This is a genomic window from Diaphorobacter nitroreducens (assembly GCF_002214645.1).
Lineage (GTDB): Bacteria > Pseudomonadota > Gammaproteobacteria > Burkholderiales > Burkholderiaceae_C > Diaphorobacter > Diaphorobacter nitroreducens.
Window position 1 is genome coordinate 1,498,989 of sequence record NZ_CP016278.1, and the last position, 20,443, is coordinate 1,519,431.

The window sequence follows — 20,443 nt, forward strand, 5'->3', positions numbered from 1 at the left end:
ATTTCCAACAAGGAACAACCCAACATGGCAACTGCAAAGACCGCGTCCGCAGCACCCGCAAAGAAGCGCACCCCCAACGCCGCTTTCATGAAGCCCCTGACCCCCAGCCCCGCTCTGGCGGCCGTGGTCGGCGCCACCCCGCTGCCGCGCACGGAGATCATCAGCAAGCTGTGGGTATACATCAAGGCGCACAACCTGCAGGACGCCTCCAACAAGCGCATGATCAACGCGGATGCCAAGCTCAAGGAAGTGTTTGGCAAGCCCCAGGTCTCGATGTTCGAGATGGCCGGCCTGATTGGCAAGCACGTCAAGTAATCTGCCCTGCCAGGCACTCTTCGAGAGCCAGGCGAACAAAAACCGGCATGCGCATGCCGGTTTTTTTTCGCCTGCAAGGCACTCGGCAATGGTTTCTTACACGGCAGTGGGGCCAAGGACTGCAAATGCGATGAATTCGCATTTATAATCAATTCATCGTCCATAGCCAGCCACGACTGCCTGCACCATGATCGTCTGTGTTTGCCACCGCGTTTCCGACCGGGAGATTGCACGCCATGCGCGCGCAGGTATGAGCTTCGATGAGATTCAGTTCGAGTTGGGCGTCGCCACCCAGTGCGGCCGCTGCGAAGACTGTGCCCGCGACGTCGTGGCGCAGTGCTGCGCATCGCAGCCGGTGGCCGCCCTGTACAAGGACACCGATCCCACAGCCGTCCAGCTTGCCACCCTCATCCCGGAAGGCAAGGCATGCAACTGTTCTACGCGCTCGCAGGAAGTCTGATCATCGTCATATGCTCGGTCTGGTGGATCCTGCATAAATAGACCGCCTATTCAAGGCTTTTTTGGCCTTCCGAACAAGCTGGACAAGCGCCAGCAGCTATCATTTTTATGTCCTCTGACCGATACGGCTCCCCCGGGGGCTTGAGCCGCAATGCCGTGATCGCAGGCTCCGTGGTGGTGCTGCACGTGGCCGGCCTGTGGGCCCTGCAATCGGGTCTGGTGCGCAAGGCGGCGGAGATCGTCATCCCTGCTGAGGTGTTGAGCGAATTCATCGCGCCTCCGGCCCCACCGGCCCCACCGGCCCCTCCCGCTCCGCCGCCGCCCAAACCAGCCCCGGCGCCGCCCAAACCCGTGGCGCCCAAGCCGCGCCCCGCTCCCATGCCCGTGGCGGTCCCCGACCCGACACCCGCCCCCGCCGCGCCCACGGGCGTCGTTGAGCCTCAGCCCCCGGCCCCGCCGGTTGCGGCCGCGCCCGTCGCCGCACCGGCGGCCCCCGCGGCTCCACTGGCGCCGGCCGCACCCAGCATCGAGTTGCCCTCCAGCGACGCGAGCTACCTGAACAACCCCAAGCCCGTCTACCCCGCCGTGAGCAAGCGGCTGGGAGAACAAGGCAAAGTGATGCTGCGCGTGCTCATCGGCACCGACGGACTGCCGCAGAAAGTAGAAGTCAAGCAGTCCAGCGGTTTCGAGCGCCTGGACCGCCAGGCCATCGACGCCGTCATGCGCTGGCGCTTCGTACCCGGCAAGCGCAACGGCGTGCCAGAAGCCATGTGGAATCTGGTCCCGATCAATTTCGTTCTCCAACAATAAGTCTCGCAGGAGTTTTCATGGAATCGCATTTCGGCATTGCCAATGTCTGGGTACAGGGCGACTTCGTCACCCGTGCCGTCGCTGTGCTGCTCATCGGCATGTCGCTGGCATCGTGGATCGTCATCATCATCAAGGCGCTGGACATCCTGAAGTTCAAGAAACACGCCCGCCAGGCACGCGACTTCTGGCACAGCGAAGACTTCGCCGCCGGCCTGACCAAGCTGGGGGCCGACCCGAGCAACCCCTTCCGCCACCTCGCCTTGGAAGGCCGCGAAGCCACGCAGCACCACCGCAACACGCAGGCCCATCTGCATGACAGCCTGGACGTGAGCGACTGGGTCACGCGCTGCCTGCGCAACTGCATCGACGAGTTCACGGCGCGCGTGCAGTCGGGCCTGGCCATCCTGGCCTCCGTGGGCTCCACGGCGCCATTCATCGGCCTCTTCGGCACCGTGTGGGGTATCTACCATGCGCTGGTGGCCATCGGCGCCTCGGGCCAGTCGACCATCGACAAGGTGGCCGGCCCGATCGGCGAGGCGCTGATCATGACCGCGCTGGGCCTGGCCGTGGCCATTCCCGCCGTGCTGGGATACAACGCCCTGGTGCGGGGCAACAAATCCATCCTGCACAGCCTCAACAGCTTTGCGCACGATCTGCACGCCTACTTCGTCACCGGCGCGCGCGTTTCGGTACACGGCGAGGCAGCCAAGGTGCTGCCCATCAAGAAAGGCTGATGCGCCATGGCTTTCGGAACCCAGGACGATGCCGACGAGGTGATGAACGAAATCAACATGACGCCGCTGGTGGACGTCATGCTGGTGCTGCTCATCATCTTCATCATCACCGTGCCGGTGATGAAGCACGCGGTGCCGGTGGACCTGCCGCGTGCGTCCAACGAGCGCGAAATCATCAAGCCCGAAACCATCCGCCTGTCGGTGACGGCCGACGGCAAGTACCACTGGAACGAGACCACGATCGGCGACGACGAGCTGGAGCCGCGCCTGCAGGCCGAGGCCCGCAAGGACCCGCAGCCGGACCTGCACATCCGCGGCGACAAGGACGTGCGCTACGAGCGCGTGGCGCAGGCGATGTCGGCGGCCCAACGCGCGGGCGTGCGCAAGATCGGCTTCGTGACCGACCCGGCACCCTGACGTATCACGGCCGCGCCGGCGCGCCGGCCTTCACAGCTGCCGCCCCACGGGCGGCACAGCGGCGTCGCCAGCGCCACCTCCGGGGGCTGCCTCTTGCATCTGGATACGAATCGACAGGAAATTTTCAGCCCGGATGCTTGATCTTTAATTGAGAATGGTTATCATTTGATCACCGTAACGCACCGAGACTTCACCATGCATGCCAGCCTGACCGCACCGTCCGCACTGACCGCGCCCCGCATGTTCGCAGTGCCCGCCGATTCCAGCCCGGCGTCCCACGCCGAAGGCCGCGCCGTCGACAGCAGCACTCTGCTGCGCGGCCAGAAGGCCGTGGCCATCGTGCACAACGGCGCCGTCTACCGGCTGCAGGCCACCAAACTCGGCAAGCTGATCCTGACCAAGTAAGTTTCATCGTGGGGCGACTCCAGGACCTCGGTCCGAAGGGTCGTATTGGCCAGCCAACGGGCATGCCCGCGTAGCCAGGCTTTTTTTCCCTGCACACCCATGAAAAAACCGGCCCACGCGCCGGTTTTTCTGTTGGAACCCAATATGTTTTTGGTCCCTAGCGCCCTTCCAACAAGCGCTAGCAGCTATCAAAACAATAGCAATCCAGTCCCGATGAGTGCTTACAGCCCGATCGCCGCAATCCCCGCGCGCGCAATCTGCGCGTCCTCATGGGACTTCACGCCGCTCACGCCCACGGCGCCCAGGCACTGGCCGTTCTTCATGATGGGTACGCCGCCTTCCAGCATGCCCTGCAGCGCAGGCACGCTCAGGAAGGCCGTGCGGCCGCCGTTGATCACGTCTTCATAGCCCTTGCTCTCGCGGCGGCCCAAGGCGGCCGTGTGGGCCTTGGCCGGCGCGATGTGCGCGGACACCGCTGCCGCCCCGTCCAGGCGCTGCAGCCACAGCAGATGCCCGCCGTCGTCCACGATGGCGATGGTCACGGCCCACTGGTTCTTCAGGGCCTCGGCCTCGGCGGCGGCGGCGATCAGCTTGACGTCGGAGAGTTCAAGTTCGGGTTTGGTCTTCATGAGGCAGTCCTGCAGGAGGTGGGTGGATGCGCCCGGCCAGCCGGCAGGGCGCGCAACGGGAAAACGAAAAGCATAGTGCCAGCGGACCCGCCCAGTGCCCCGCCGCAGGGCAAAAGAATGCAACCCATAAAGTACGGGATGGTGCGCGGGTATTGCATTCGGCGCCAAAAGCCACCACCTAGAATCATTCGGGTCTGCGCTGTGCAGGCCAATCAGGAGAGAAACCAGATGAACCCAGAAATCACCAGTGTCGGCTCCGCGGGCTATGGCATCTCGCAGGAGCAGCGCCACCGCGTGCTGCGCAACACGTACTGGCTGCTGGCGCTCAGCCTGCTGCCCACCGTGCTGGGCGCCTGGATCGGCGTGGCCACGGGCATCACGCAGTCGCTGCGCGGCGGCCTGGGGCTGATCGTGTTCCTCGGCGGCGCCTTCGGCTTCATGTTCGCCATCGAGAAGACCAAGCGCTCGGCCGCGGGCGTGCCGGTGCTGCTGGCCTTCACCTTCTTCATGGGCCTGATGCTGTCGCGCCTGATCGGCATGGTGCTGGGCTTCAAGAACGGCACCGACCTCATCATGACGGCCTTCGCCGGCACGGCGGGCGTGTTCTTCGTCATGGCCAGCCTGGCCAGCGTCATCAAGCGCGACCTGTCGGGCATGGGCAAGTGGCTGTTCGTGGGCGCGCTGGTGCTCATGGTGGGCGCCATCATCAACGTGTTCGTGGGCTCGTCGGCCGGCATGATGGCCATCTCGGTGGCGGCGATCGGCATCTTCAGCGCCTACATGCTGTACGACCTGAAGCAGATCCTGGACGGCGGCGAGACCAACTACATCAGCGCCACACTGGCGCTGTACCTGGACATCTTCAATGTGTTCCAGAGCCTGCTGGCCCTGCTGGGCATCATGGGCGGCGAGCGCGACTGAACGGCCTTCCCACCGCACATGCGTCGCAAGGCCCCGATTTCCGGGGCCTTTTTCACGTCCGCCCTTGGCTGACAGCCTCAACTTGACGGCACGCCTGCCGATAACCCCTGTACATGCTGCCTCGCCACCACCCCCTCCTTGCCGCCGGCGCTCGCGCCGCCCTGATCGCTGCCGCGCTGCTGCCGCTGGCGGGTTGTGAGATTCCCGGCATGGGGCCGGACCCGCGCGTGGCCCAGCGTGAGGCCGAGGCCAAGGCCATCGGTGGCGCCTGCCGGCATGCGCTGCGCGGGCTGGAAGACTGCTTCACGCTGAACCCCAAGGCCCCGAAGGCACAGGTGTTCGCGGGCTGGAAAGACATGGATCTGTACATGCGCGAGAACAAGATCGAGGGCACGGCCTCGGTGCTCACGCAGTTGGAGAAAAAGCCCGCCAGTCGCCGCGCAAGCGACGAAGAGGCGGACCTGCAGACCGAGGGCCGCACCTCCCGCAACCGCAGCTGATGCTATCCAAACGATAGCTGCTGGCGCTTGCTAGACAAGCGCCTCTGGCCAAAAACGACTTAAGCCACCGCGGGCGTCAGCCCCGCTCGAACACTGCCATGCTCTCCACATGGGCCGTGTGCGGAAACATGTTGACCACCCCCGCCGCCACGCAGCGGTAGCCCGCCTGGTGCACCAGCAGGCCCGCGTCCCGCGCCAGCGTGGCGGGGTTGCAGCTCACGTAGACGATGCGCTGGGGGGGCTGCCAGCCTTCGTGCCCAGCGGGCAGCGGCGGCGCGTCCTCGGCACCGATGCGCGCCTGGTGAATGTCCGCCAGCGCCTTGGACAGGGCGAACGCCCCCTCGCGCGGCGGGTCCACCAGCCATTTGTCGGAGGCGCCATCGGCAATGAGCATCTCGGGCGTCATCTCGAACAGGTTACGCGCTACAAAGCTGGTAGCTGCCAGCGCAGATCCATCCTGCCTTTGGGCCTGATTTGACTGGTAATTTTCGCGCGAACGCGCCACCAGCGCCTCACTGCCCTCGATGCCCAGCACCTCGCGCGCCTGGGTGGCGATGGGCAGCGTGAAGTTGCCCAGGCCGCAGAACCAGTCGATCACGCGCTCGTCCTTGCGCGCGTCCAGCAGGCGCAGCGCGCGCGTGACCAGCACGCGGTTGATGTGCGGGTTGACCTGCGTGAAGTCGGTGGGTTTGAAGGGCATGGTGATGCCGAAGTCGGGCAGCCCATAGGCAAGCGGCTCGCCGCCCTCGTCCAGCAGATGCACCGTGTCCGGCCCCTTGGGCTGCAGCCACCATTGCACGCCATGCACGGCGGCAAAGGCGCGCAACTTGTCTTTGTCCTCCGGGGACAGCGGCTCCAGGTGGCGCAGCACCAGCGCCGTGACCGTATCGCCGCAGGCCAGCTCGATCTGCGGGCAGGTGTCGCGTGCGGCCATGCTGCCGATCAGGGCGCGCAGCGGCATCAGCATGGCGTCCACATGCGGCGGCAGGATCTTGCAGGTCTCCATGTCGGCGATGTAGCGGCTCTTGCGCTCGTGAAAGCCCACGAGCACCTTGTCCTTCTTGGGCACGTAGCGCACGGACAGGCGCGCGCGGTAGCGGTAGCCCCAGGCAGGGCCTTCAATGGGGCGCAGGATGGTCTCGGCCTTCACTTTCCCCAGGTGCCAGAGGTTGTCTTCCAGCACGCGCTGTTTCACGGCCACCTGGGCCGCCACGTGCAGATGCTGCATCTTGCAGCCGCCGCAGGCGCCCGCGTGCAGGCCGAAGTGCGGGCAGCCGGGCTGTACGCGCTGGCTGGACTGGCGGTGGACTTCCGTGAGGCTGGCCTGCTCCCAGTTGTTCTTCTTGCGGTGGGTGTTGGCGCTGACCAGCTCGGTGGGCAGTGCGCCGTCGATGAACACCACCTTGCCATCGGGCTTGCGCGCGACGCCTTGGGCGTCCATGTCCATGGCGGTGACTTCGAGCCAGCCGGGGGGAAGATCCGTGGAGGTGGGCGGTGGTGGGCTGAATTCTGTGGGGTCGCTCATGCCCCGATTGTCTCAGGCCGGCCCACCCCTGCCGCCGCGCGGGCGGCTTTCAGCTGCGGCTGGCGCGCGGCGCACGGGGCGCGGTGGGGGCGCCTGCAGCGGCATCCTTGCGGACCGCAGCCACATTGGAAGGCAGGCGGTTGACTTCCACCTCGCAGCCATAGTTGTTCAAGGAAAACACCAGCGTGCCGCCGGGCGCGACCTGGGGCAAGGTTTCGTGCAGGTTGCGCGACAGGTCCACAGGGGGGGTCTGCGAGCGGTAGATGACCTGCTGGTCTGCGCCATAGATCACGTAGCAAGTAGCCCACGCGCCCGGTGCAAACAGTCCGGCAATCATGGCGGCGGCGGAGGCCGTGGCAAAGCGAATGGCTCGCATGAGGGTTCCCTTCCTTCTTGTGCTGTGAATGCGGCGCATTATTGCGGAGTTTGCGCCCGCCCCGGTAAGCGGCTGTTCCCGGCCCCGTGTTGACGGTTTCATGGAACTTTTGCTGCGGCCCTGCGTTGAAAGAGGCAATGCGCCCCCTGAGCCACCTTGAAGAGAGCGACTGCATCGCCCGCGCCCAGCGCGGCGAGGTCGCGGCGTTCTCCGAACTGGTGGCCCGCTACCAGGACCGCATCTACCGTTTTTTGTTCCGCATGACGCGCTCGCAGGAGGATGCGCGCGAACTCGCCCAGGAGACTTTCTTGAACGCCTACCAGGCACTGCCCCGCTGGCGGCCGGACGCACAACTGTCCACCTGGCTGTTTCGCATCGCGCGCAACCAGGCGTTGGACCTGTTGCGCCGCGCGCAGCGTGTCGCGTTCGTGGAACTGGACGAGACCCTGTCCGAGCAGATGCCGGCGGACACGCCCACGCCCGAGGCTGCACTGCAGGCCCGCCAGCGCATCGAAGCGCTGGAAGGCGCGCTGCAGCGGCTCTCGGTGGAGCACCGCGAGATCCTGCTGCTGCGCGACATCGAAGACATGGCCTACGAGGACATCGCCGAGGTGCTGGGCATCAGCCTGGGCACCGTCAAATCCCGCATTGCCCGCGCACGCGCCGGGCTGCTGCAACTCATGCCACGCTGAACGCAAGGAGCCGCCATGAACTGCCCTCGCACCGAAGACCTTTCCGCTTTGATCGACCATGCGCTGCCCGCGCATGTGCAGGTCGCGCTGCAGCAGCACCTGCACGCCTGCCCCCTGTGCAGCCAGCACCTTGCCGCATTGCAGGCGCAGCGCCAGCAATTGCTGGCCCTGCCCTCGCCCGCACTGGGCTTCGACCTGGCGGCGCAACTGCAGGACCGCCTGGCGCAGGACCTGGCGCAACGACCCACCCGGTCCCGGCGCACCGGCTGGAACCTGCTGGGCTGGATGCCCACGGGCCTCGCCGCGGGGGCCGCGCTGGTGTCCGGCGTCTGGCTGGGGGGGCTGCTGCTGGGCACGGGCGCGGCCCTTCCGGCTGCCAGCCCTGCCATGGCGCGCGTGTTCGACCCTGTGCCACCAGGCGGGCTGTGCGCCGCCGCCGAAATCTGCCGTTTGCCGAGAACCCTGCCATGAAAAACCCTGCCTGGATTCGCACCCTGCTGGCGATCTCGCTGGCGCTCAACCTGGGCGTGGTTGCCGCACTGGTGCTGCGCCCTGCGCCGGACACGGTGCCCGAGGGCGGCGCGCCTCCCGTGGTCCACCTGCCCGAGTATCTGAAGCTCACCCCCGAACAGCGCGCGCGCTGGGAAGGCATGGAAACCCCCTTCCTCCATGACCTGTCGTCCAACTGGAGTGACATACGCCGCCACCGCGAAGCCCTGGTGCGCCACATCTTTGCTGATGCACCAGAGCGCACCGCCATTGACGCCGAGCAGGCCGCCATCGCCCGCCTGCAGGCCGCGCAGCAACAGCGCGTGATTGACCAACTCTTGGCCGAGCGCGCCATGCTGGACGACGCCCAGCGCACGCGGCTGCTGCAATTGCTGCTGACCCGCTATGCAGAAGAAGCCACCGAGGAGGAAATGCTGCACCGCAAGTGAACGCCGAGATGAGAGAAGGAAAAGGTGCAAATGAGATGGAACATTGAGGCGCCCCCTTCGTTGAAGTAGGCAAGGCAGCCATACATTCCCTTGAGCGGCTGCCTTGATGGTTCAACTTTTCAACGGAGCATTCTCATGAACACCTTCACCGCACTGCTGCTGTCCGCCGCCCTGACTTCCCCGCTGGCCGTTTACGCCGCCGACGCACACAACCATGGCGGCAGTGCCGAAACCCACCAACTGCAGCTCAACGCCGGCAAGAAGTGGGAAACCGACGCGCCGCTGCGCAAGGCCATGACGGCCGTGCGCGGATCGGTCACGCAGATCCTGCCCACCGCCCACTCGGGCAAGGCCACTCCGGCCGATTACGACGCCTTCGCCAACACCGTCAACCAGCAGGTCGCCTACATGGTGGAGAACTGCAAGCTGCCGCCCGCCGCCGATGCACAGCTGCACATCATCGTGGCCGACCTGATGACCGGTGCCGAGGCCGCGCAAGGCAAGCACGGCGAGGACAAGCGCGCCGAGGGCGTGGTCAAGGTGGCCCAGGCCTCCAATACCTACGGCAAGTACTTCAGCCACAGCGGCTGGAAGGCCATCCCGCTGTCCCACTAAGGGGCACACCGCAAGTACCGGAGGGGCGGCTGCACACCCCGGTGCATGCCAGCCCCCTTCCAAGCATTCATCTGCTATGAGCGCCCCTTTGCGCCCCCCTGCGCAAGGGCGGGATATGCACGCTCCGGCAAACCAACACAGGATATTGAACATGACGGGTCGCCGACTTCCCCTTTTCTCCGTGATCGCAAGCGTGGCTGCCGTCGCAGCACTCGGTCTGCCAACGATGGCATCTGCCGGCTACTGGCACTCTGCCAACAACGAAGCGGGCGTGGTCGTTCACCCCGAGCACTTCAAGAGTGATCGGACCCGTGAGCAAGTCGGGGCAGAAACCGAGACCGCAGTGCGACAGGACCGCCTGTCCTATGGGGAAAGCAGCTTTCCGGAACCGGCACCCTCAACGGCTTCGACCAGGACCCGCCAGCAGGTGATCGATGCGATGCGCAACGAAACTTCGGCACAACACAGGGAACGCCAATCGCTGTACCCGGCGGGCTGATGGAAAACACAACGCCCGCACGACGCGGGCGTTGCGTCTTCCGTACCGAGGGGCTTCAACCCAGGTACAGGTGGTTGGAGTGCTTGACCTCTTCCATCACCGCGTAGGTGCGCGTCTCGCGCACGCCGGGCAACTGCCACAACACGGCGCCGGCGAACTGGCGGTAGGCATTCATATCGGCGCAGCGCGTCTTGAGCAGGTAGTCGAAACCGCCGGCCACCATGTGGCATTCCATAACCTCGGGATGCACCTGCACCGCGGCCTTGAACTGGTCGAACACGTTGGGCGTAGTGCGGTCCAGCAGCACCTCCACGAACACCAGCATGCCCGCGCCCAGCTTGAGGGGATTGAGCCGCGCCTCATACCCCAGGATGTAGCCTTCGCGCGTGAGCCGCTGCACGCGCGCGAGCACGGCAGTGGGCGACAGCGCCACGGTCTCTGCCAGCTTGAGGTTGGAGATGCGCCCATCGTCTTGCAGGATCTTCAATATCCTGCGATCGATGCGATCCAGATCAGTGGGAAATTGGCCGGTCATTGAGCAAAGATTCGGTGGTGCTTGCCGATTTTAGTGATTCATTCGCCATTCACCCAAGGATGATGCGACCCCATGTCAAACGCCGCCCCCCACGCCGCCCCTTTCTCCCCTCGCCCTCGCGACACCGACCCGCTGCGCCTGGCGGTCACCCAGGCTTGCCGCCCGCCCGAGCCTGAGGCACTGGCGCCGCTGCTGGCGCAGGCGCGCCTGCCCGCTGCCATGGCGCAGGACATCCAGGCGCGTGCGCTGCGCCTGGCACAAGGGCTGCGCCAGCGCGAACATGCCAGCGGCCGGTCCGGCCTGGTACAGGGGCTGCTGCAGCAGTTCGCGCTGTCCTCGCAAGAAGGCGTGGCGCTGATGTGCCTGGCCGAAGCGCTGCTGCGCATTCCCGACGCGGCCACGCGCGACGCGCTGATCCGCGACAAGATCGGTACGGGCGACTGGGCCGCGCACCTGGGCAAGAGCCCGTCGCTGTTCGTCAATGCGGCCACCTGGGGCCTGCTGCTCACCGGACGGCTGGTGACCACGCACAGCGAAGGGGGCTTGAAGGATGCGCTACGCCGCATCACCGCACGCGGCGGAGAGCCGCTGATCCGCAAGGGCGTGGACGTCGCCATGCGCATGATGGGCGAGCAGTTCGTCACCGGCGAGACCATCGAACAGGCGCTGGGCAAGGCGCGCACCCTGGAGGCACGCGGCTTCCGTTATTCCTACGACATGCTGGGCGAGGCCGCGCTCACGGGGCACGACGCCGACCGCTACATGCAGTCCTATGTGGATGCCATCCACGCCATCGGCCGCGCCAGCGCGGGCCGCGGCGTGTACGAAGGGCCCGGCATTTCCATCAAGCTCAGCGCGCTGCACCCGCGCTACGCCCGCGCGCAGTGGCAGCGCGTGATGGACGAGCTGTACCCGCGCGTGCTGCAACTGGCGGAACTGGCGCGCGGCTATGACATCGGCCTGAACATCGACGCCGAAGAGGCCGACCGGCTGGAACTGTCGCTGGACCTGCTGGAACGCCTGTGCCATGCGCCGTCCCTCGCGGGCTTCAAGGGCATCGGCTTCGTGATCCAGGCCTACCAAAAGCGCTGCCCGCGCGTGATCGACTACTGCATCGATCTGGCGCGCCGCAGCGGCCACCGCCTGATGATCCGGCTGGTCAAGGGCGCGTACTGGGACAGCGAGATCAAGCGCGCCCAGGTCGATGGCCTGGCGGACTACCCCGTGTACACGCGCAAGGCGCACACCGATATTTCCTACATCGCCTGCGCACGCAAGCTGCTGGCCGCGCCCGACGCGGTGTACCCCCAGTTCGCCACGCACAACGCGCAGACGCTGGCCACCATCTATGAGCTGGCGGGCCCCGCGGACTATCGCCCCGGCCAGTACGAGTTCCAGTGCCTGCACGGCATGGGCGAGCCGCTGTACGAGCAGGTGGTGCCCGAGCGCCCCTGCCGCATCTACGCCCCGGTGGGTACGCATGAAACGCTGCTGGCGTACCTGGTGCGCCGCCTGCTAGAAAACGGCGCCAACACCTCGTTCGTGAACCGCGTGGCCGACGCCACGCTGCCGCTGGAGGCGCTGATCGACAACCCCGTGGATACGGTGGATGCCGAGGCCCGCGCGGAAGGCGGCGCCGGCCTGCCGCACCCGCGCATCGCGCTGCCCCCGCAGCTCTACGGCCCGGCGCGTGCCAATTCGCAGGGCCTGGACCTGGCGGCCGAGCCCACGCTGCAGTGCGTGGCCGACGCGCTGGCCGCCAGCGCCGCCACGCCGCTGGAAGCCACACCCCTCATCGCCGCCGGCGCTCCCGCCGGCCCGCGCGCCCCGGTGCGCAACCCTGCCGATGCCACCGATGTAGTCGGGCAGGTGCAAGAAGCCACCACCGCCGATGTGGACGCCGCGCTGCGGGCTGCCGCCGCGGCGCAGCCCGCCTGGGCTGCCACGCCACCCGCAGAACGTGCACGGCTGCTGCGCGCCGCGGCCGATGGGCTGGAACGCGATATGCCCGCCCTGCTGGCCCTGCTGATGCGCGAAGCCGGCAAGACCTGCACCAACGCCGTGGCCGAAGTGCGCGAGGCGGTGGACTTCCTGCGCTACTACGCGGCGCAGGTGGATGGGCATTTCGACAACGCCACCCACCCACCGCTGGGGCCGGTCACCTGCATCAGCCCCTGGAACTTCCCGCTGGCCATCTTCATGGGCCAGGTGGCCGCCGCACTGGCCGCGGGCAACGTGGTGCTGGCCAAGCCGGCAGAGCAGACGCCCCTCATTGCCTGCCAGGCCGTGCGCCTGCTGCACCAGGCCGGCGTGCCCGCCGCCGCCGTGCAGCTGCTGCCCGGCCGCGGCGAGACGGTGGGCGCAGCGCTGGTGGGCGACGCGCGGGTGATGGGCGTGATGTTCACCGGCTCCACCGAGGTGGCGCGGCTGCTGCAGCGCAGCCTGGCCGCACGGCTGGACGCCAGCGGCCGGCCCATTCCGCTGATCGCAGAGACCGGTGGACAGAACGCATTGATCGTGGACTCCTCCGCCCTGCTGGAGCAGGTGGTCGCGGACGTGCTCACCTCGGCCTTCGACAGCGCGGGCCAGCGCTGCTCCGCCCTGCGCGTGCTGTGCGTGCAGCGCGACTGCGCGGACCGCCTGCTGGAGATGCTGCGCGGCGCCATGCAGGAACTGCGCATGGGCAACCCCACGCAACTGGCGGTGGACGTAGGCCCGGTGATCGACGAGGAGGCGCGCGCCACGATCGCGCGCCACATCGAGCGCCTGCGCGCCAGCGGCCGGCCGGTGTTCCAAAGCCATGCCGGTGGGCAGGGCACGGCGCATGGCACCTTCGTGCCGCCCACGCTGATCGAGCTGAACAGCATCACCGAGTTGGAGCGCGAGGTCTTCGGCCCCGTGCTGCACGTAGTGCGCTACGAGCGCGGCGAGCTGGACGCGCTGCTCGCGCAGATCAGCGCCACGGGCTACGGCCTCACCCAGGGTCTGCACACCCGCATCGACGAAACCGTGGCCCAGGTGCTGGCCCACAGCACGGCCGGCAACGTCTATGTGAACCGCAACATGGTGGGCGCCGTGGTCGGCGTGCAGCCTTTCGGCGGCGAGGGCCTGTCGGGCACGGGCCCCAAGGCAGGCGGCCCGCTGTATCTGTTGCGTCTGCTGTCGCGCCACCCGGCCAACGCCACGCACGGCGCGCTGGCGGCGACGGCCGTGCAGGTGCCCGACGCCAGCGCACAGCCCGCGCTGCTCGCCCCGCTGTCGGCGCTGGAGCACTGGGCCCAGGCGCAAGGCAACGCAGCGCTGGCACAGGCCTGCGCGGCCCAGGCGCAGGCCAGTTGCGCGGGCCTGGCCTGCACCCTGCCCGGCCCCACCGGCGAGCGCAACACCTATCGGCTGCTGCCGCGCGAACGCGTGCTGTGCCTGGCCGACACGGACGAGGCGCTGCTGCTGCAGTTGAGCGCGGTGCTGGCCGCGGGCGCGCTTGCGCTCTGGCCGCAGGACGCGCAGGCCCTGTGCGCCACGCTGCCGCGCGAGGTGCAGGCGCGCATCGCCCTGGTGTCCGACTGGCGCGGCGATGGCCTGGGCTACGACGCCGTGCTGCACAGCGGCAGCCCGGAAACGCGCCGCGTGGAATGCCAGCGCGTGGCCCTGCGTCCCGGTCCCATCGTGGGCGTGACGGCGGTGGACGGCCCCGCCGATGCGCTGCAGGCGCCCTTGCGCCTGTTGCTGGAGCGCGCGGTCAGCATCAACACCACGGCGGCAGGCGGCAATGCCAGCCTGATGACCATGGCGTGACGTCAGGGATAATCGGCCTCTAGCGCTTATCCATCAAGCGTCAACAGCTATATAAACAATAGCAATCAATCCGCCAGCGGCCATTCGCCCAGCGCCTCGTAAGGGCCGGGCGAGCCGCGCAGGTTGTGCAGCAGCACGAAGCGGCGCACCGTCCATTCCAGCGGCGGCACGGGTTGCTCGGGCACGGCCTGGCGGCTGTAGCACAGCGTCATGTGCGGGGTGATGTGCGGCGCAGGGGGCACGCCGTCCAGCCCCCGCACCTGCGACCACAGCGCCGCGTGCAGCGCCTCGTACAACGCGATGAAGCCCTGCTGCCCGTCGGCGGGGCCGCAGAGCACGCAGGGCCGCTTGGCCTGCGGCGCGCGGCGAAAGCTCAACACCCGATCGAACCGCAACGAGAACGCCCTCGCCCGCACCTGCTGCGCCGCGTCGCGCGCCCACTGCAGATGCCGGGGCGACAACGCATGCTCCCACCCCAGCGACAGCAGCGTGGCGTGCAGGCGCTGCGCGCGTACCTGCGCCTGCAGGTCGTGCCGCGCAATCAGCGTCTGCGCCAGATCGGCCGCAGCCTGCGCCGCCCCGGGCTCGGGCAGCACGGCAAAAAAAAGATGGTGGTTGGGGCGTGGCGCATCGGGCTCCACGCCGGCGAGCGGCAGTTGGTGAGCGTCCATGCGCCCCACTGTAGCGCCGCCCCTTGCCTTTGTGGGTAACAGGCACTCCGCCGGCGCGGGCAATAACCGATATTTTTAATCGGAATGGCGGCAATTGAGGCACGTCGCCTCACCGCCCATTCATCGGCAATTTTCGGATTTTGGTACCCAGGATGGCATTCGTATCCCCAAGCCCAGAAGGCTGACTTCCCGCGGGGCCCGGAACCCGCACGCATGGCCGTTTTGCGGCCGCTCCACATTCCATACGCAATTGCTCGGGATTATTTAATATTTCATTAATTTTCAATTAATAAAATAAAAAAGTTTAGCCAAAATAATCCAATAAGAATATCAACAAATTCATTTGACGTTAATCAAATAGATAATCGAGATGCGGGGAGAATAATGCATCTACGCAGTAAATATTCAAAGTATTTATGTCAAAAAGTACCCCCTCCCCCACCGCCTGCGCCGCGCCGCAACCCGGCAAGCGCACCTTCCTGCAAGAACTCGTCGGCCTGGCCACCGCCTTTGGCCTGGCCGGCGCCAGCCAGGCCGCCACACCCTTCGCGCCGGGCCAGCCGCCGCGCCGCCCCGGCATGGAGGGCAAGCGCTTCGGCATGCTGGTGGACCTGCGCAAGTGCATCGGCTGCCAGGCCTGCACGGTGAGCTGCTCGGTGGAAAACCAGCCGCCCATCGGCCAGTTCCGCACTACGGTGCTGCAGTACGAGATCAACAAGGACGACGGCAGCGCGCCCGCCATGGTCAGCCTGCCGCGCCTGTGCAACCACTGCGAGGAGCCGCCCTGCGTGCCCGTGTGCCCGGTGCAGGCCACCTTCCAGCGCACCGACGGCATCGTGCTGGTGGACAACGAGCGCTGCGTGGGCTGCGGCTACTGCGTGCAGGCCTGCCCGTACGACGCGCGCTTCATCAACCACGAGACGCAGACGGCCGACAAGTGCACCTTTTGCGAGCACCGCCTGGAGGCCGGCCTGCTGCCCGCCTGCGTGGAGAGCTGCGTGGGCGGCGCGCGCGTGATCGGCGACCTGAACGACCAGGGCAGCGAGATCAACCGCCGCATGGCCGAGCACAAGGAAGAGATCAAGGTGCTCAAGCCCGGCATGAACACTGCGCCGCGCGTGTTCTACATCGGCCTGCCCGATGCGTTCGTCAACGGCGTGGACGGCCAGGCCAGCGTGCGCCTGCTGTCCGACCACTGAACCCCAAGGAGCGCACCATGCAAATCATCGAACTCCTGACCCCGCACTACGAGGCGGCCTGGCTGCCCTGGGCCGTGCAGTACTTCTTTCTGGTCGGCGTGGCCACCGGCGCCGCCATCCTGGCCGCGCTGTGCGCCTGGGGCAAAGACGGCGGCACGCTGCAGCGCCTGCTGCCCGCGGCCGTGCTGACGCTGGCCGTCAGCGCCATCGCCGCCCCCGTGTCGCTGTTGGCCGACCTGCACCAGCCCGCGCGCTTCTGGCACTTCTATGCGCATTTCACGCCCTGGTCGTGGATGTCGGTCGGCGCGCTGCTGCTGCCGGTGTTCGTCACGCTCAGCGTGGCCATGTGCGCCGCCTGGTGGCTGGGCAAGACCGGCTGGATGCGCCTGCTGGCGCCCCTGCTCGTGCTCTCTGCGCTCACCATTTCGGTCTATACCGGCGCCGAGATGATGGTGGTGCGCTCGCGCCCGCTGTGGAACACGCTGTGGGTGCCCGTCAACCTGGCACTGACCGGCTGGCTGGCCACCGTGGGCGCGGCCTTCGTGCTGGAGCGCTTCCTGCCCGCCGCGCTGCGCCCCGGTACTGAAGCGCTGCAGACGCTGCGCGGCATGGGCCTGGCGCTGGCCGGCGCGCTGCTGGTGGTGGCGCTGGCCTGGGCCGCGAGCGGCTTGGGCGGCGACAGCCCCTCGTTCAACGCCGCGCTGCGCCTGTGGAACGACTTCCCCGTGTGGCGCCTGACGATGATCAGCTCGGCCATCGGCGGTGCCACCGTGCTGGGCGCGCTGCTGCGCGGGCGCCACCGCCTGCATGCCAAGGGCTACACGCTGGTGCTGGGCCTGGGGCTGGCGGCAGCCGCCTGGGCCTTCCGCTGGGCGCTGTTCATGGGTGTGCAGGGCGTGCCCAAGTTCGGCGCCGGCCTGTACCTGTACCACATGCCCCTGGGCGGCGACGGGCTGCTGGGCATGGTGGGTGTGGCAGGCCTGTGCGTGGCACTGGTCGGGCTGGCGAGCTGGGCGCTGGAGCTGTTCCCGGCCCGCAGCGCGCCCGCAGCCCGCGCTGCTTGAAATTCATAGGCAAATAGGCTTCTAACCCAATACCAGCAAGCGCTAGCAGCTATCAAACTTGGGTTGATACGTGCTGGCGCTGCACGTGAAAGTGCAGACCATGACGGACAAGAAATCGCTTCCTTCCCCCGACACCGAGAACACCCCTGACACCAACCGCCGCCGCATGCTGCTGCGCGGTGGTGCCGTGGCCGGTGGCCTGGCCGCTTTTGCGGCGGGCTATGGTGAGACCGTGGCCAAAGGCGCCAAAGGCCTGATCCATGGCACCTCGGGCACGGCGACCAAGAGCGCCACGCGTGGCAATTCGCTCACGCCCGAGTTCCGCATCGACCCCGTGACCGGCCAGCTCACCACCCAGCCGGGCCAGGTGGTCAGCCCCAGCAGCTGCCTGGGCTGCTGGACGCAGTGCGGCGTGCGTGTGCGCGTGGATACCGAGCACAACAAAATCATCCGCATCGCCGGCAACCCCTACCACCCGCTGGCCACCACGCACCACGCACCCATGGAAACGCCCGTGCGCGAGGTGTACGCCCTGCTGGGCGGCGACAACGGCCTGGAAGGCCGCGCCACCAGCTGCGCGCGCGGCTCGGCCATGCTGGAGCACCAGACCGCGGCCCACCGCGTGCTCACCCCGCTCAAGCGCGTGGGCCCGCGCGGCTCCGGCCAGTGGAAGAGCATCTCGCTGGAACAACTGGTCAAGGAAATCTGCGAGGGCGGCGACCTGTTCGGCGAAGGCCACGTGGACGGCCTGGCCGCCATCCGCGACGTGCAGACGCTGATCGACCCCGAGAACCCCGAGTACGGCCCCAAGGCCAACCAGCTGCTGGTGACCGACGCCTCCAACGAAGGCCGCACCCCGCTCATCAACCGCTTTGCGCGCCAGTCCTTCGGCACGGTGAACGTGTCCAACCACGGCGCCTACTGCGGCCAGACCTACCGCGTGGGCACGGCGGCGGCCCTGGGCAATATCCCCGGCATGCCGCACGGCAAGCCGGACTGGAAGAACTCGCGCTTCGGCCTGTTCCTGGGCACGGCGCCGGCGCAGTCCGGCAACCCGTTCCAGCGCATGGGGCGCGAGCTGGCAGAGGCCCGCTCGCGCGACGACAACACCTACCGCTACGTGGTGGTGTCGCCCGTGCTGCCCATGTCGTCCAGCCACGCGGCCGGCGACAACAACCGCTGGCTGCCCATCAAGCCCGCCACCGACCTGGCGCTGGCCATGGCGCTGATCCGCTGGATCATCGACAACGAGCGCTACGACGCCAAGTACCTCACCCAGCCCGGCCCGGCCGCCATGGCCGCCGCCGGTGAGGCCAGCTGGAGCAACGCCACCCACCTGCTCATCAACGACCCCAAGCACCCGCGCTACGGCCAGTTCCTGCGCGGCGCCGACCTGGGCCTGCCCATGCCCGAGCCGGTGGACGAGAAGACCCCGGCCGAAGACGTGTACGTGGTGCAGGTGGCCGACGGCCAGGGTGGCTTCAAGCTGGTGCCCCACACCGTGGCCCAGCCGGCCGAGCTGGTGGTAGAGCGCGAATTCACGCCCCTGAAGGCCGCGGGCGCCACCGAGGAGTCCGCGCCGATCGCCGTGTGCACCTCGTTCGTCAAGCTGCGCGAGGAAGCGCGCCGCAAGACGCTGCAGGAATACTCCGACCTGTGCGGCGTGCCGGTGAAAGACATCGAAGACCTGGCGCGCGAATTCACCAGCCATGGCAAGCAGGCCGTGGCCAACTCGCACGGCGGCACCATGAGCGGCGCGGGCTTCTACACCGCCTACGCCATCGCCATGCTGAACAACCTGATCGGCAACCTGAACGTCAAGGGCGGCTGGGTGCTGGACGCTGGCCCGTTCGGCCCCTTCGGCCCCGGCCCGCGCTACAACTTTGCGCAGTTCGAGGGCGCGGTCAAAGCCACGGGCGTGGCGCTGTCGCGCACGCGCTTTCCGTATGAAAAGACCAGCGAGTTCAAGCGCAAGAAAGAAGCCGGCCAGAACCCCTACCCCGCCAAGGCACCGTGGTACCCGGCGCCCGGGGGCCTCTCCAGCGAAATGCTGGCCGCGGGCCTGCTGGGCTACCCCTACCCGGTGAAGGCGTGGATCAACCACATGAGCAACCCGGTGTACGCCATCTGCGGCTTTGAGAACACGCTGGTCAGCGCCATCAAGGACCCGAAGAAGCTGCCGCTGTTCATCTCGGTCGATCCGTTCATCAACGAGACCTCGGCCCTGGCCGACTACATCGTGCCCGACACCGTCACGTACGAAAGCTGGGGCATCGGCGCCCCCTGGGCCGACGTGATCGCCAAGAGCAGCACCGTGCGCTGGCCCACCGTGGAGGCCGCCACCGCCAAGACGGCCGACGGCAAGCCGGTGAGCTTTGAGAGCTTCGTCTTTGCCGTGGCCAAGCAGCTGCAGCTGCCCGGCTTTGGCAAGGGCGCGATGAGCACCAAGGACGGCGAGCCGCTCGACCTGGAAAGCGCCGAAGACTTCTACCTGCGCGGCATGTGCAACATCGCCTACCAGGCCGGCAAGCCCGTGCCCGAAGCCAGCGACGACGACATCGCCCTCACCGGCGTAACCCGCTGGATGCCCGAGGTGGAAAAGCGCCTCAAGCCCGAGGAAGTGCGCCGCGTGGCCATGGTGATGAGCCGTGGCGGGCGCTTCGACAAGATCGAAGACGCCTGGAAGGGCGAGCAGATCAAGGCCGCCTACAAGTTCCCCGTGCAGCTGTGGCACGAAGGCCTGGCCAAGATGCGCCACTCCATGACCGGCGAGCGCTACGTGGGCTGCCCCACCTGGTTCCCCACCCGCTTTGCCGACGGCAGCAGCATGCGCGAGCGCTTCACCGAGCAGGACTGGCCGCTGACCATGAGCAGCTACAAGTCCAACCTGATGAGCAGCATGTCGATCGCCGCCTCACGCCTGCGCCAGGTGCACCCGCACAACCCCATCAGCCTGAACAAGGACGATGCGGCCAAGCTGGGCATCGCCAACGGCGACCGCATCGAGGTCAGCACCCCGGGCGCCAAGCTGCAGGGCGTGGCCCTGGTGCGCAGCGGCATCGCCCAGGGCGCCCTGGCCATCGAATACGGCTACGGCCACAAGCAGCTGGGCGCCGCCGTCCATACCGTGGACGGCAAGCCCATGGCCCACAACCCGCAGCACGGCAACGGCGTGAACCTGAACGCGCTGGGCTTTGCCGACCCCACCCGTCCCGCCAAGGACAACGTGTGGATCGACTGGGTGTCGGGGGCTGTGGTGCGGCAGGGGTTGCCGGTGAAGGTGCGGAAGGTGTGATGCCTGGCGGGTGCTGAGCACCGGGCGCTTGCGGGCGCGGGTGCACTGA

Annotated in this window: 22 protein-coding genes; 17 read left to right on the forward strand and 5 right to left on the reverse strand. The window is 67.4% G+C overall.

Features of this window, described 5'->3' with window-relative positions; translation table 11 throughout:
* Window positions 1–24: 24 nt before the first annotated feature.
* From BA022_RS06940 to hemP, 6 genes are all read left to right on the forward strand, one after another.
* Window positions 25–315 (forward strand): SWIB/MDM2 domain-containing protein, encoded by a 291-nt coding sequence (locus BA022_RS06940; RefSeq protein ID WP_011805609.1) that lies wholly within the window; start codon window positions 25–27, stop codon window positions 313–315.
* A 187-nt stretch (window positions 316–502) separates the two neighbouring features.
* On the forward strand, window positions 503–775 hold the full coding sequence (locus BA022_RS06945; protein ID WP_011805610.1) for a (2Fe-2S)-binding protein: 273 nt from the start codon (window positions 503–505) through the stop codon (window positions 773–775).
* 107 nt (window positions 776–882) lie between these two features.
* Window positions 883–1,584 (forward strand): energy transducer TonB, encoded by a 702-nt coding sequence (locus BA022_RS06950; RefSeq protein ID WP_088886989.1) that lies wholly within the window; start codon window positions 883–885, stop codon window positions 1,582–1,584.
* Window positions 1,585–1,601: 17 nt separating this feature from the next.
* Window positions 1,602–2,318 (forward strand): MotA/TolQ/ExbB proton channel family protein, encoded by a 717-nt coding sequence (locus BA022_RS06955; protein ID WP_088886990.1) that lies wholly within the window; start codon window positions 1,602–1,604, stop codon window positions 2,316–2,318.
* Between the two features lie 6 nt (window positions 2,319–2,324).
* A complete protein-coding gene (locus BA022_RS06960) occupies window positions 2,325–2,735 on the forward strand; it encodes an ExbD/TolR family protein (RefSeq protein WP_011805613.1) in 411 nt (136 codons plus the stop codon).
* 195 nt (window positions 2,736–2,930) lie between these two features.
* On the forward strand, window positions 2,931–3,140 hold the full coding sequence (hemP, locus tag BA022_RS06965; protein WP_011805614.1) for a hemin uptake protein HemP: 210 nt from the start codon (window positions 2,931–2,933) through the stop codon (window positions 3,138–3,140).
* Between the two features lie 221 nt (window positions 3,141–3,361).
* Here the strand turns inward: hemP and BA022_RS06970 are convergent, their stop codons facing one another.
* On the reverse strand, window positions 3,362–3,769 hold the full coding sequence (locus BA022_RS06970) for a GlcG/HbpS family heme-binding protein (protein ID WP_088886991.1): 408 nt from the start codon (window positions 3,767–3,769) through the stop codon (window positions 3,362–3,364).
* 228 nt (window positions 3,770–3,997) lie between these two features.
* On the opposite strand from BA022_RS06970, the gene BA022_RS06975 reads away from it, so the two are divergent.
* Window positions 3,998–4,690 carry a Bax inhibitor-1/YccA family protein gene (locus BA022_RS06975; RefSeq protein WP_011805616.1) on the forward strand — a complete coding sequence of 231 codons (693 nt, stop codon included), beginning with the start codon at window positions 3,998–4,000 and terminating at the stop codon, window positions 4,688–4,690.
* Between the two features lie 113 nt (window positions 4,691–4,803).
* On the forward strand, window positions 4,804–5,190 hold the full coding sequence (locus tag BA022_RS06980) for a hypothetical protein (RefSeq protein ID WP_088886992.1): 387 nt from the start codon (window positions 4,804–4,806) through the stop codon (window positions 5,188–5,190).
* A 76-nt stretch (window positions 5,191–5,266) separates the two neighbouring features.
* Here BA022_RS06980 and rlmD read toward each other — a convergent pair whose 3' ends face one another.
* Window positions 5,267–6,715 (reverse strand): 23S rRNA (uracil(1939)-C(5))-methyltransferase RlmD, encoded by a 1,449-nt coding sequence (gene rlmD / locus BA022_RS06985; protein ID WP_088886993.1) that lies wholly within the window; start codon window positions 6,713–6,715, stop codon window positions 5,267–5,269.
* A 49-nt stretch (window positions 6,716–6,764) separates the two neighbouring features.
* Entirely contained in the window at window positions 6,765–7,091 is a 327-nt protein-coding gene (locus tag BA022_RS06990; protein WP_015913035.1) for a hypothetical protein, read from the reverse strand.
* Between the two features lie 137 nt (window positions 7,092–7,228).
* Between BA022_RS06990 and BA022_RS06995 the strand changes: the two genes are divergently transcribed.
* The 5 genes from BA022_RS06995 (at window position 7,229) to BA022_RS07015 (ending at window position 9,835) form a co-directional block, all read left to right on the forward strand.
* Window positions 7,229–7,783, forward strand: coding sequence for a sigma-70 family RNA polymerase sigma factor (locus tag BA022_RS06995; RefSeq protein ID WP_088886994.1), 555 nt, complete (start codon window positions 7,229–7,231; stop codon window positions 7,781–7,783).
* Window positions 7,784–7,798: 15 nt separating this feature from the next.
* Complete coding sequence (locus tag BA022_RS07000; RefSeq protein ID WP_088886995.1) at window positions 7,799–8,254, forward strand: anti-sigma factor family protein; 456 nt, start codon at window positions 7,799–7,801, stop codon at window positions 8,252–8,254.
* Complete coding sequence (locus BA022_RS07005; RefSeq protein WP_015913032.1) at window positions 8,251–8,721, forward strand: periplasmic heavy metal sensor; 471 nt, start codon at window positions 8,251–8,253, stop codon at window positions 8,719–8,721. Before BA022_RS07000 ends, BA022_RS07005 begins: the two co-directional genes overlap by 4 nt.
* A 135-nt stretch (window positions 8,722–8,856) precedes the next feature.
* Window positions 8,857–9,336: a hypothetical protein gene (locus tag BA022_RS07010; RefSeq protein ID WP_088886996.1), complete on the forward strand. Its 480-nt coding sequence runs from the start codon at window positions 8,857–8,859 to the stop codon at window positions 9,334–9,336.
* Window positions 9,337–9,487: 151 nt separating this feature from the next.
* Window positions 9,488–9,835 (forward strand): DUF4148 domain-containing protein, encoded by a 348-nt coding sequence (locus BA022_RS07015; protein ID WP_088886997.1) that lies wholly within the window; start codon window positions 9,488–9,490, stop codon window positions 9,833–9,835.
* A gap of 55 nt (window positions 9,836–9,890) precedes the next feature.
* Here BA022_RS07015 and BA022_RS07020 read toward each other — a convergent pair whose 3' ends face one another.
* The gene (locus BA022_RS07020; RefSeq protein WP_011805624.1) at window positions 9,891–10,370 is read right to left on the reverse strand and encodes an Lrp/AsnC ligand binding domain-containing protein; all 480 of its coding nucleotides are present in this window, start codon (window positions 10,368–10,370) and stop codon (window positions 9,891–9,893) included.
* Window positions 10,371–10,442: 72 nt separating this feature from the next.
* Between BA022_RS07020 and putA the strand changes: the two genes are divergently transcribed.
* A complete protein-coding gene (gene putA, locus BA022_RS07025) occupies window positions 10,443–14,165 on the forward strand; it encodes a trifunctional transcriptional regulator/proline dehydrogenase/L-glutamate gamma-semialdehyde dehydrogenase (protein ID WP_088886998.1) in 3,723 nt (1,240 codons plus the stop codon).
* A 65-nt stretch (window positions 14,166–14,230) separates the two neighbouring features.
* On the opposite strand, the gene BA022_RS07030 is transcribed toward putA, so the two are convergent.
* Complete coding sequence (locus BA022_RS07030; protein ID WP_088886999.1) at window positions 14,231–14,836, reverse strand: 2'-5' RNA ligase family protein; 606 nt, start codon at window positions 14,834–14,836, stop codon at window positions 14,231–14,233.
* Between the two features lie 416 nt (window positions 14,837–15,252).
* Between BA022_RS07030 and dsrO the strand changes: the two genes are divergently transcribed.
* From dsrO to BA022_RS07045, 3 genes are all read left to right on the forward strand, one after another.
* Window positions 15,253–16,035, forward strand: a complete 783-nt coding sequence (gene dsrO / locus BA022_RS07035) for a sulfate reduction electron transfer complex DsrMKJOP subunit DsrO (RefSeq protein ID WP_088887000.1) — start codon at window positions 15,253–15,255, stop codon at window positions 16,033–16,035.
* A gap of 17 nt (window positions 16,036–16,052) precedes the next feature.
* Complete coding sequence (gene nrfD / locus BA022_RS07040) at window positions 16,053–17,099, forward strand: NrfD/PsrC family molybdoenzyme membrane anchor subunit (RefSeq protein ID WP_088887001.1); 1,047 nt, start codon at window positions 16,053–16,055, stop codon at window positions 17,097–17,099.
* A gap of 100 nt (window positions 17,100–17,199) precedes the next feature.
* Window positions 17,200–20,394 carry a tetrathionate reductase subunit A gene (locus BA022_RS07045; protein WP_088888542.1) on the forward strand — a complete coding sequence of 1,065 codons (3,195 nt, stop codon included), beginning with the start codon at window positions 17,200–17,202 and terminating at the stop codon, window positions 20,392–20,394.
* The last annotated feature ends 49 nt before the right edge of the window (window positions 20,395–20,443 follow it).

What these genes read in the sequence shown, in the direction of transcription:
- BA022_RS07005 (WP_015913032.1), top strand. Translation starts at nt 8,251, where the DNA reads ATGAAAAACCCTGCCTGGATTCGCACCCTGCTGGCGATCTCGCTGGCG.
- BA022_RS07010 (WP_088886996.1), top strand. Translation starts at nt 8,857, where the DNA reads ATGAACACCTTCACCGCACTGCTGCTGTCCGCCGCCCTGACTTCCCCG.
- BA022_RS06990 (WP_015913035.1), bottom strand. Translation starts at nt 7,091, where the DNA reads ATGCGAGCCATTCGCTTTGCCACGGCCTCCGCCGCCGCCATGATTGCC.
- BA022_RS06980 (WP_088886992.1), top strand. Translation starts at nt 4,804, where the DNA reads ATGCTGCCTCGCCACCACCCCCTCCTTGCCGCCGGCGCTCGCGCCGCC.
- hemP (WP_011805614.1), top strand. Translation starts at nt 2,931, where the DNA reads ATGCATGCCAGCCTGACCGCACCGTCCGCACTGACCGCGCCCCGCATG.
- BA022_RS06960 (WP_011805613.1), top strand. Translation starts at nt 2,325, where the DNA reads ATGGCTTTCGGAACCCAGGACGATGCCGACGAGGTGATGAACGAAATC.
- BA022_RS06970 (WP_088886991.1), bottom strand. Translation starts at nt 3,769, where the DNA reads ATGAAGACCAAACCCGAACTTGAACTCTCCGACGTCAAGCTGATCGCC.
- BA022_RS07030 (WP_088886999.1), bottom strand. Translation starts at nt 14,836, where the DNA reads ATGGACGCTCACCAACTGCCGCTCGCCGGCGTGGAGCCCGATGCGCCA.
- BA022_RS06940 (WP_011805609.1), top strand. Translation starts at nt 25, where the DNA reads ATGGCAACTGCAAAGACCGCGTCCGCAGCACCCGCAAAGAAGCGCACC.
- putA (WP_088886998.1), top strand. Translation starts at nt 10,443, where the DNA reads ATGTCAAACGCCGCCCCCCACGCCGCCCCTTTCTCCCCTCGCCCTCGC.
- BA022_RS07045 (WP_088888542.1), top strand. Translation starts at nt 17,200, where the DNA reads ATGACGGACAAGAAATCGCTTCCTTCCCCCGACACCGAGAACACCCCT.
- BA022_RS07020 (WP_011805624.1), bottom strand. Translation starts at nt 10,370, where the DNA reads ATGACCGGCCAATTTCCCACTGATCTGGATCGCATCGATCGCAGGATA.
- BA022_RS06945 (WP_011805610.1), top strand. Translation starts at nt 503, where the DNA reads ATGATCGTCTGTGTTTGCCACCGCGTTTCCGACCGGGAGATTGCACGC.
- dsrO (WP_088887000.1), top strand. Translation starts at nt 15,253, where the DNA reads ATGTCAAAAAGTACCCCCTCCCCCACCGCCTGCGCCGCGCCGCAACCC.
- nrfD (WP_088887001.1), top strand. Translation starts at nt 16,053, where the DNA reads ATGCAAATCATCGAACTCCTGACCCCGCACTACGAGGCGGCCTGGCTG.
- BA022_RS06975 (WP_011805616.1), top strand. Translation starts at nt 3,998, where the DNA reads ATGAACCCAGAAATCACCAGTGTCGGCTCCGCGGGCTATGGCATCTCG.
- BA022_RS06955 (WP_088886990.1), top strand. Translation starts at nt 1,602, where the DNA reads ATGGAATCGCATTTCGGCATTGCCAATGTCTGGGTACAGGGCGACTTC.
- BA022_RS07015 (WP_088886997.1), top strand. Translation starts at nt 9,488, where the DNA reads ATGACGGGTCGCCGACTTCCCCTTTTCTCCGTGATCGCAAGCGTGGCT.
- BA022_RS06950 (WP_088886989.1), top strand. Translation starts at nt 883, where the DNA reads ATGTCCTCTGACCGATACGGCTCCCCCGGGGGCTTGAGCCGCAATGCC.
- BA022_RS07000 (WP_088886995.1), top strand. Translation starts at nt 7,799, where the DNA reads ATGAACTGCCCTCGCACCGAAGACCTTTCCGCTTTGATCGACCATGCG.
- BA022_RS06995 (WP_088886994.1), top strand. Translation starts at nt 7,229, where the DNA reads ATGCGCCCCCTGAGCCACCTTGAAGAGAGCGACTGCATCGCCCGCGCC.
- rlmD (WP_088886993.1), bottom strand. Translation starts at nt 6,715, where the DNA reads ATGAGCGACCCCACAGAATTCAGCCCACCACCGCCCACCTCCACGGAT.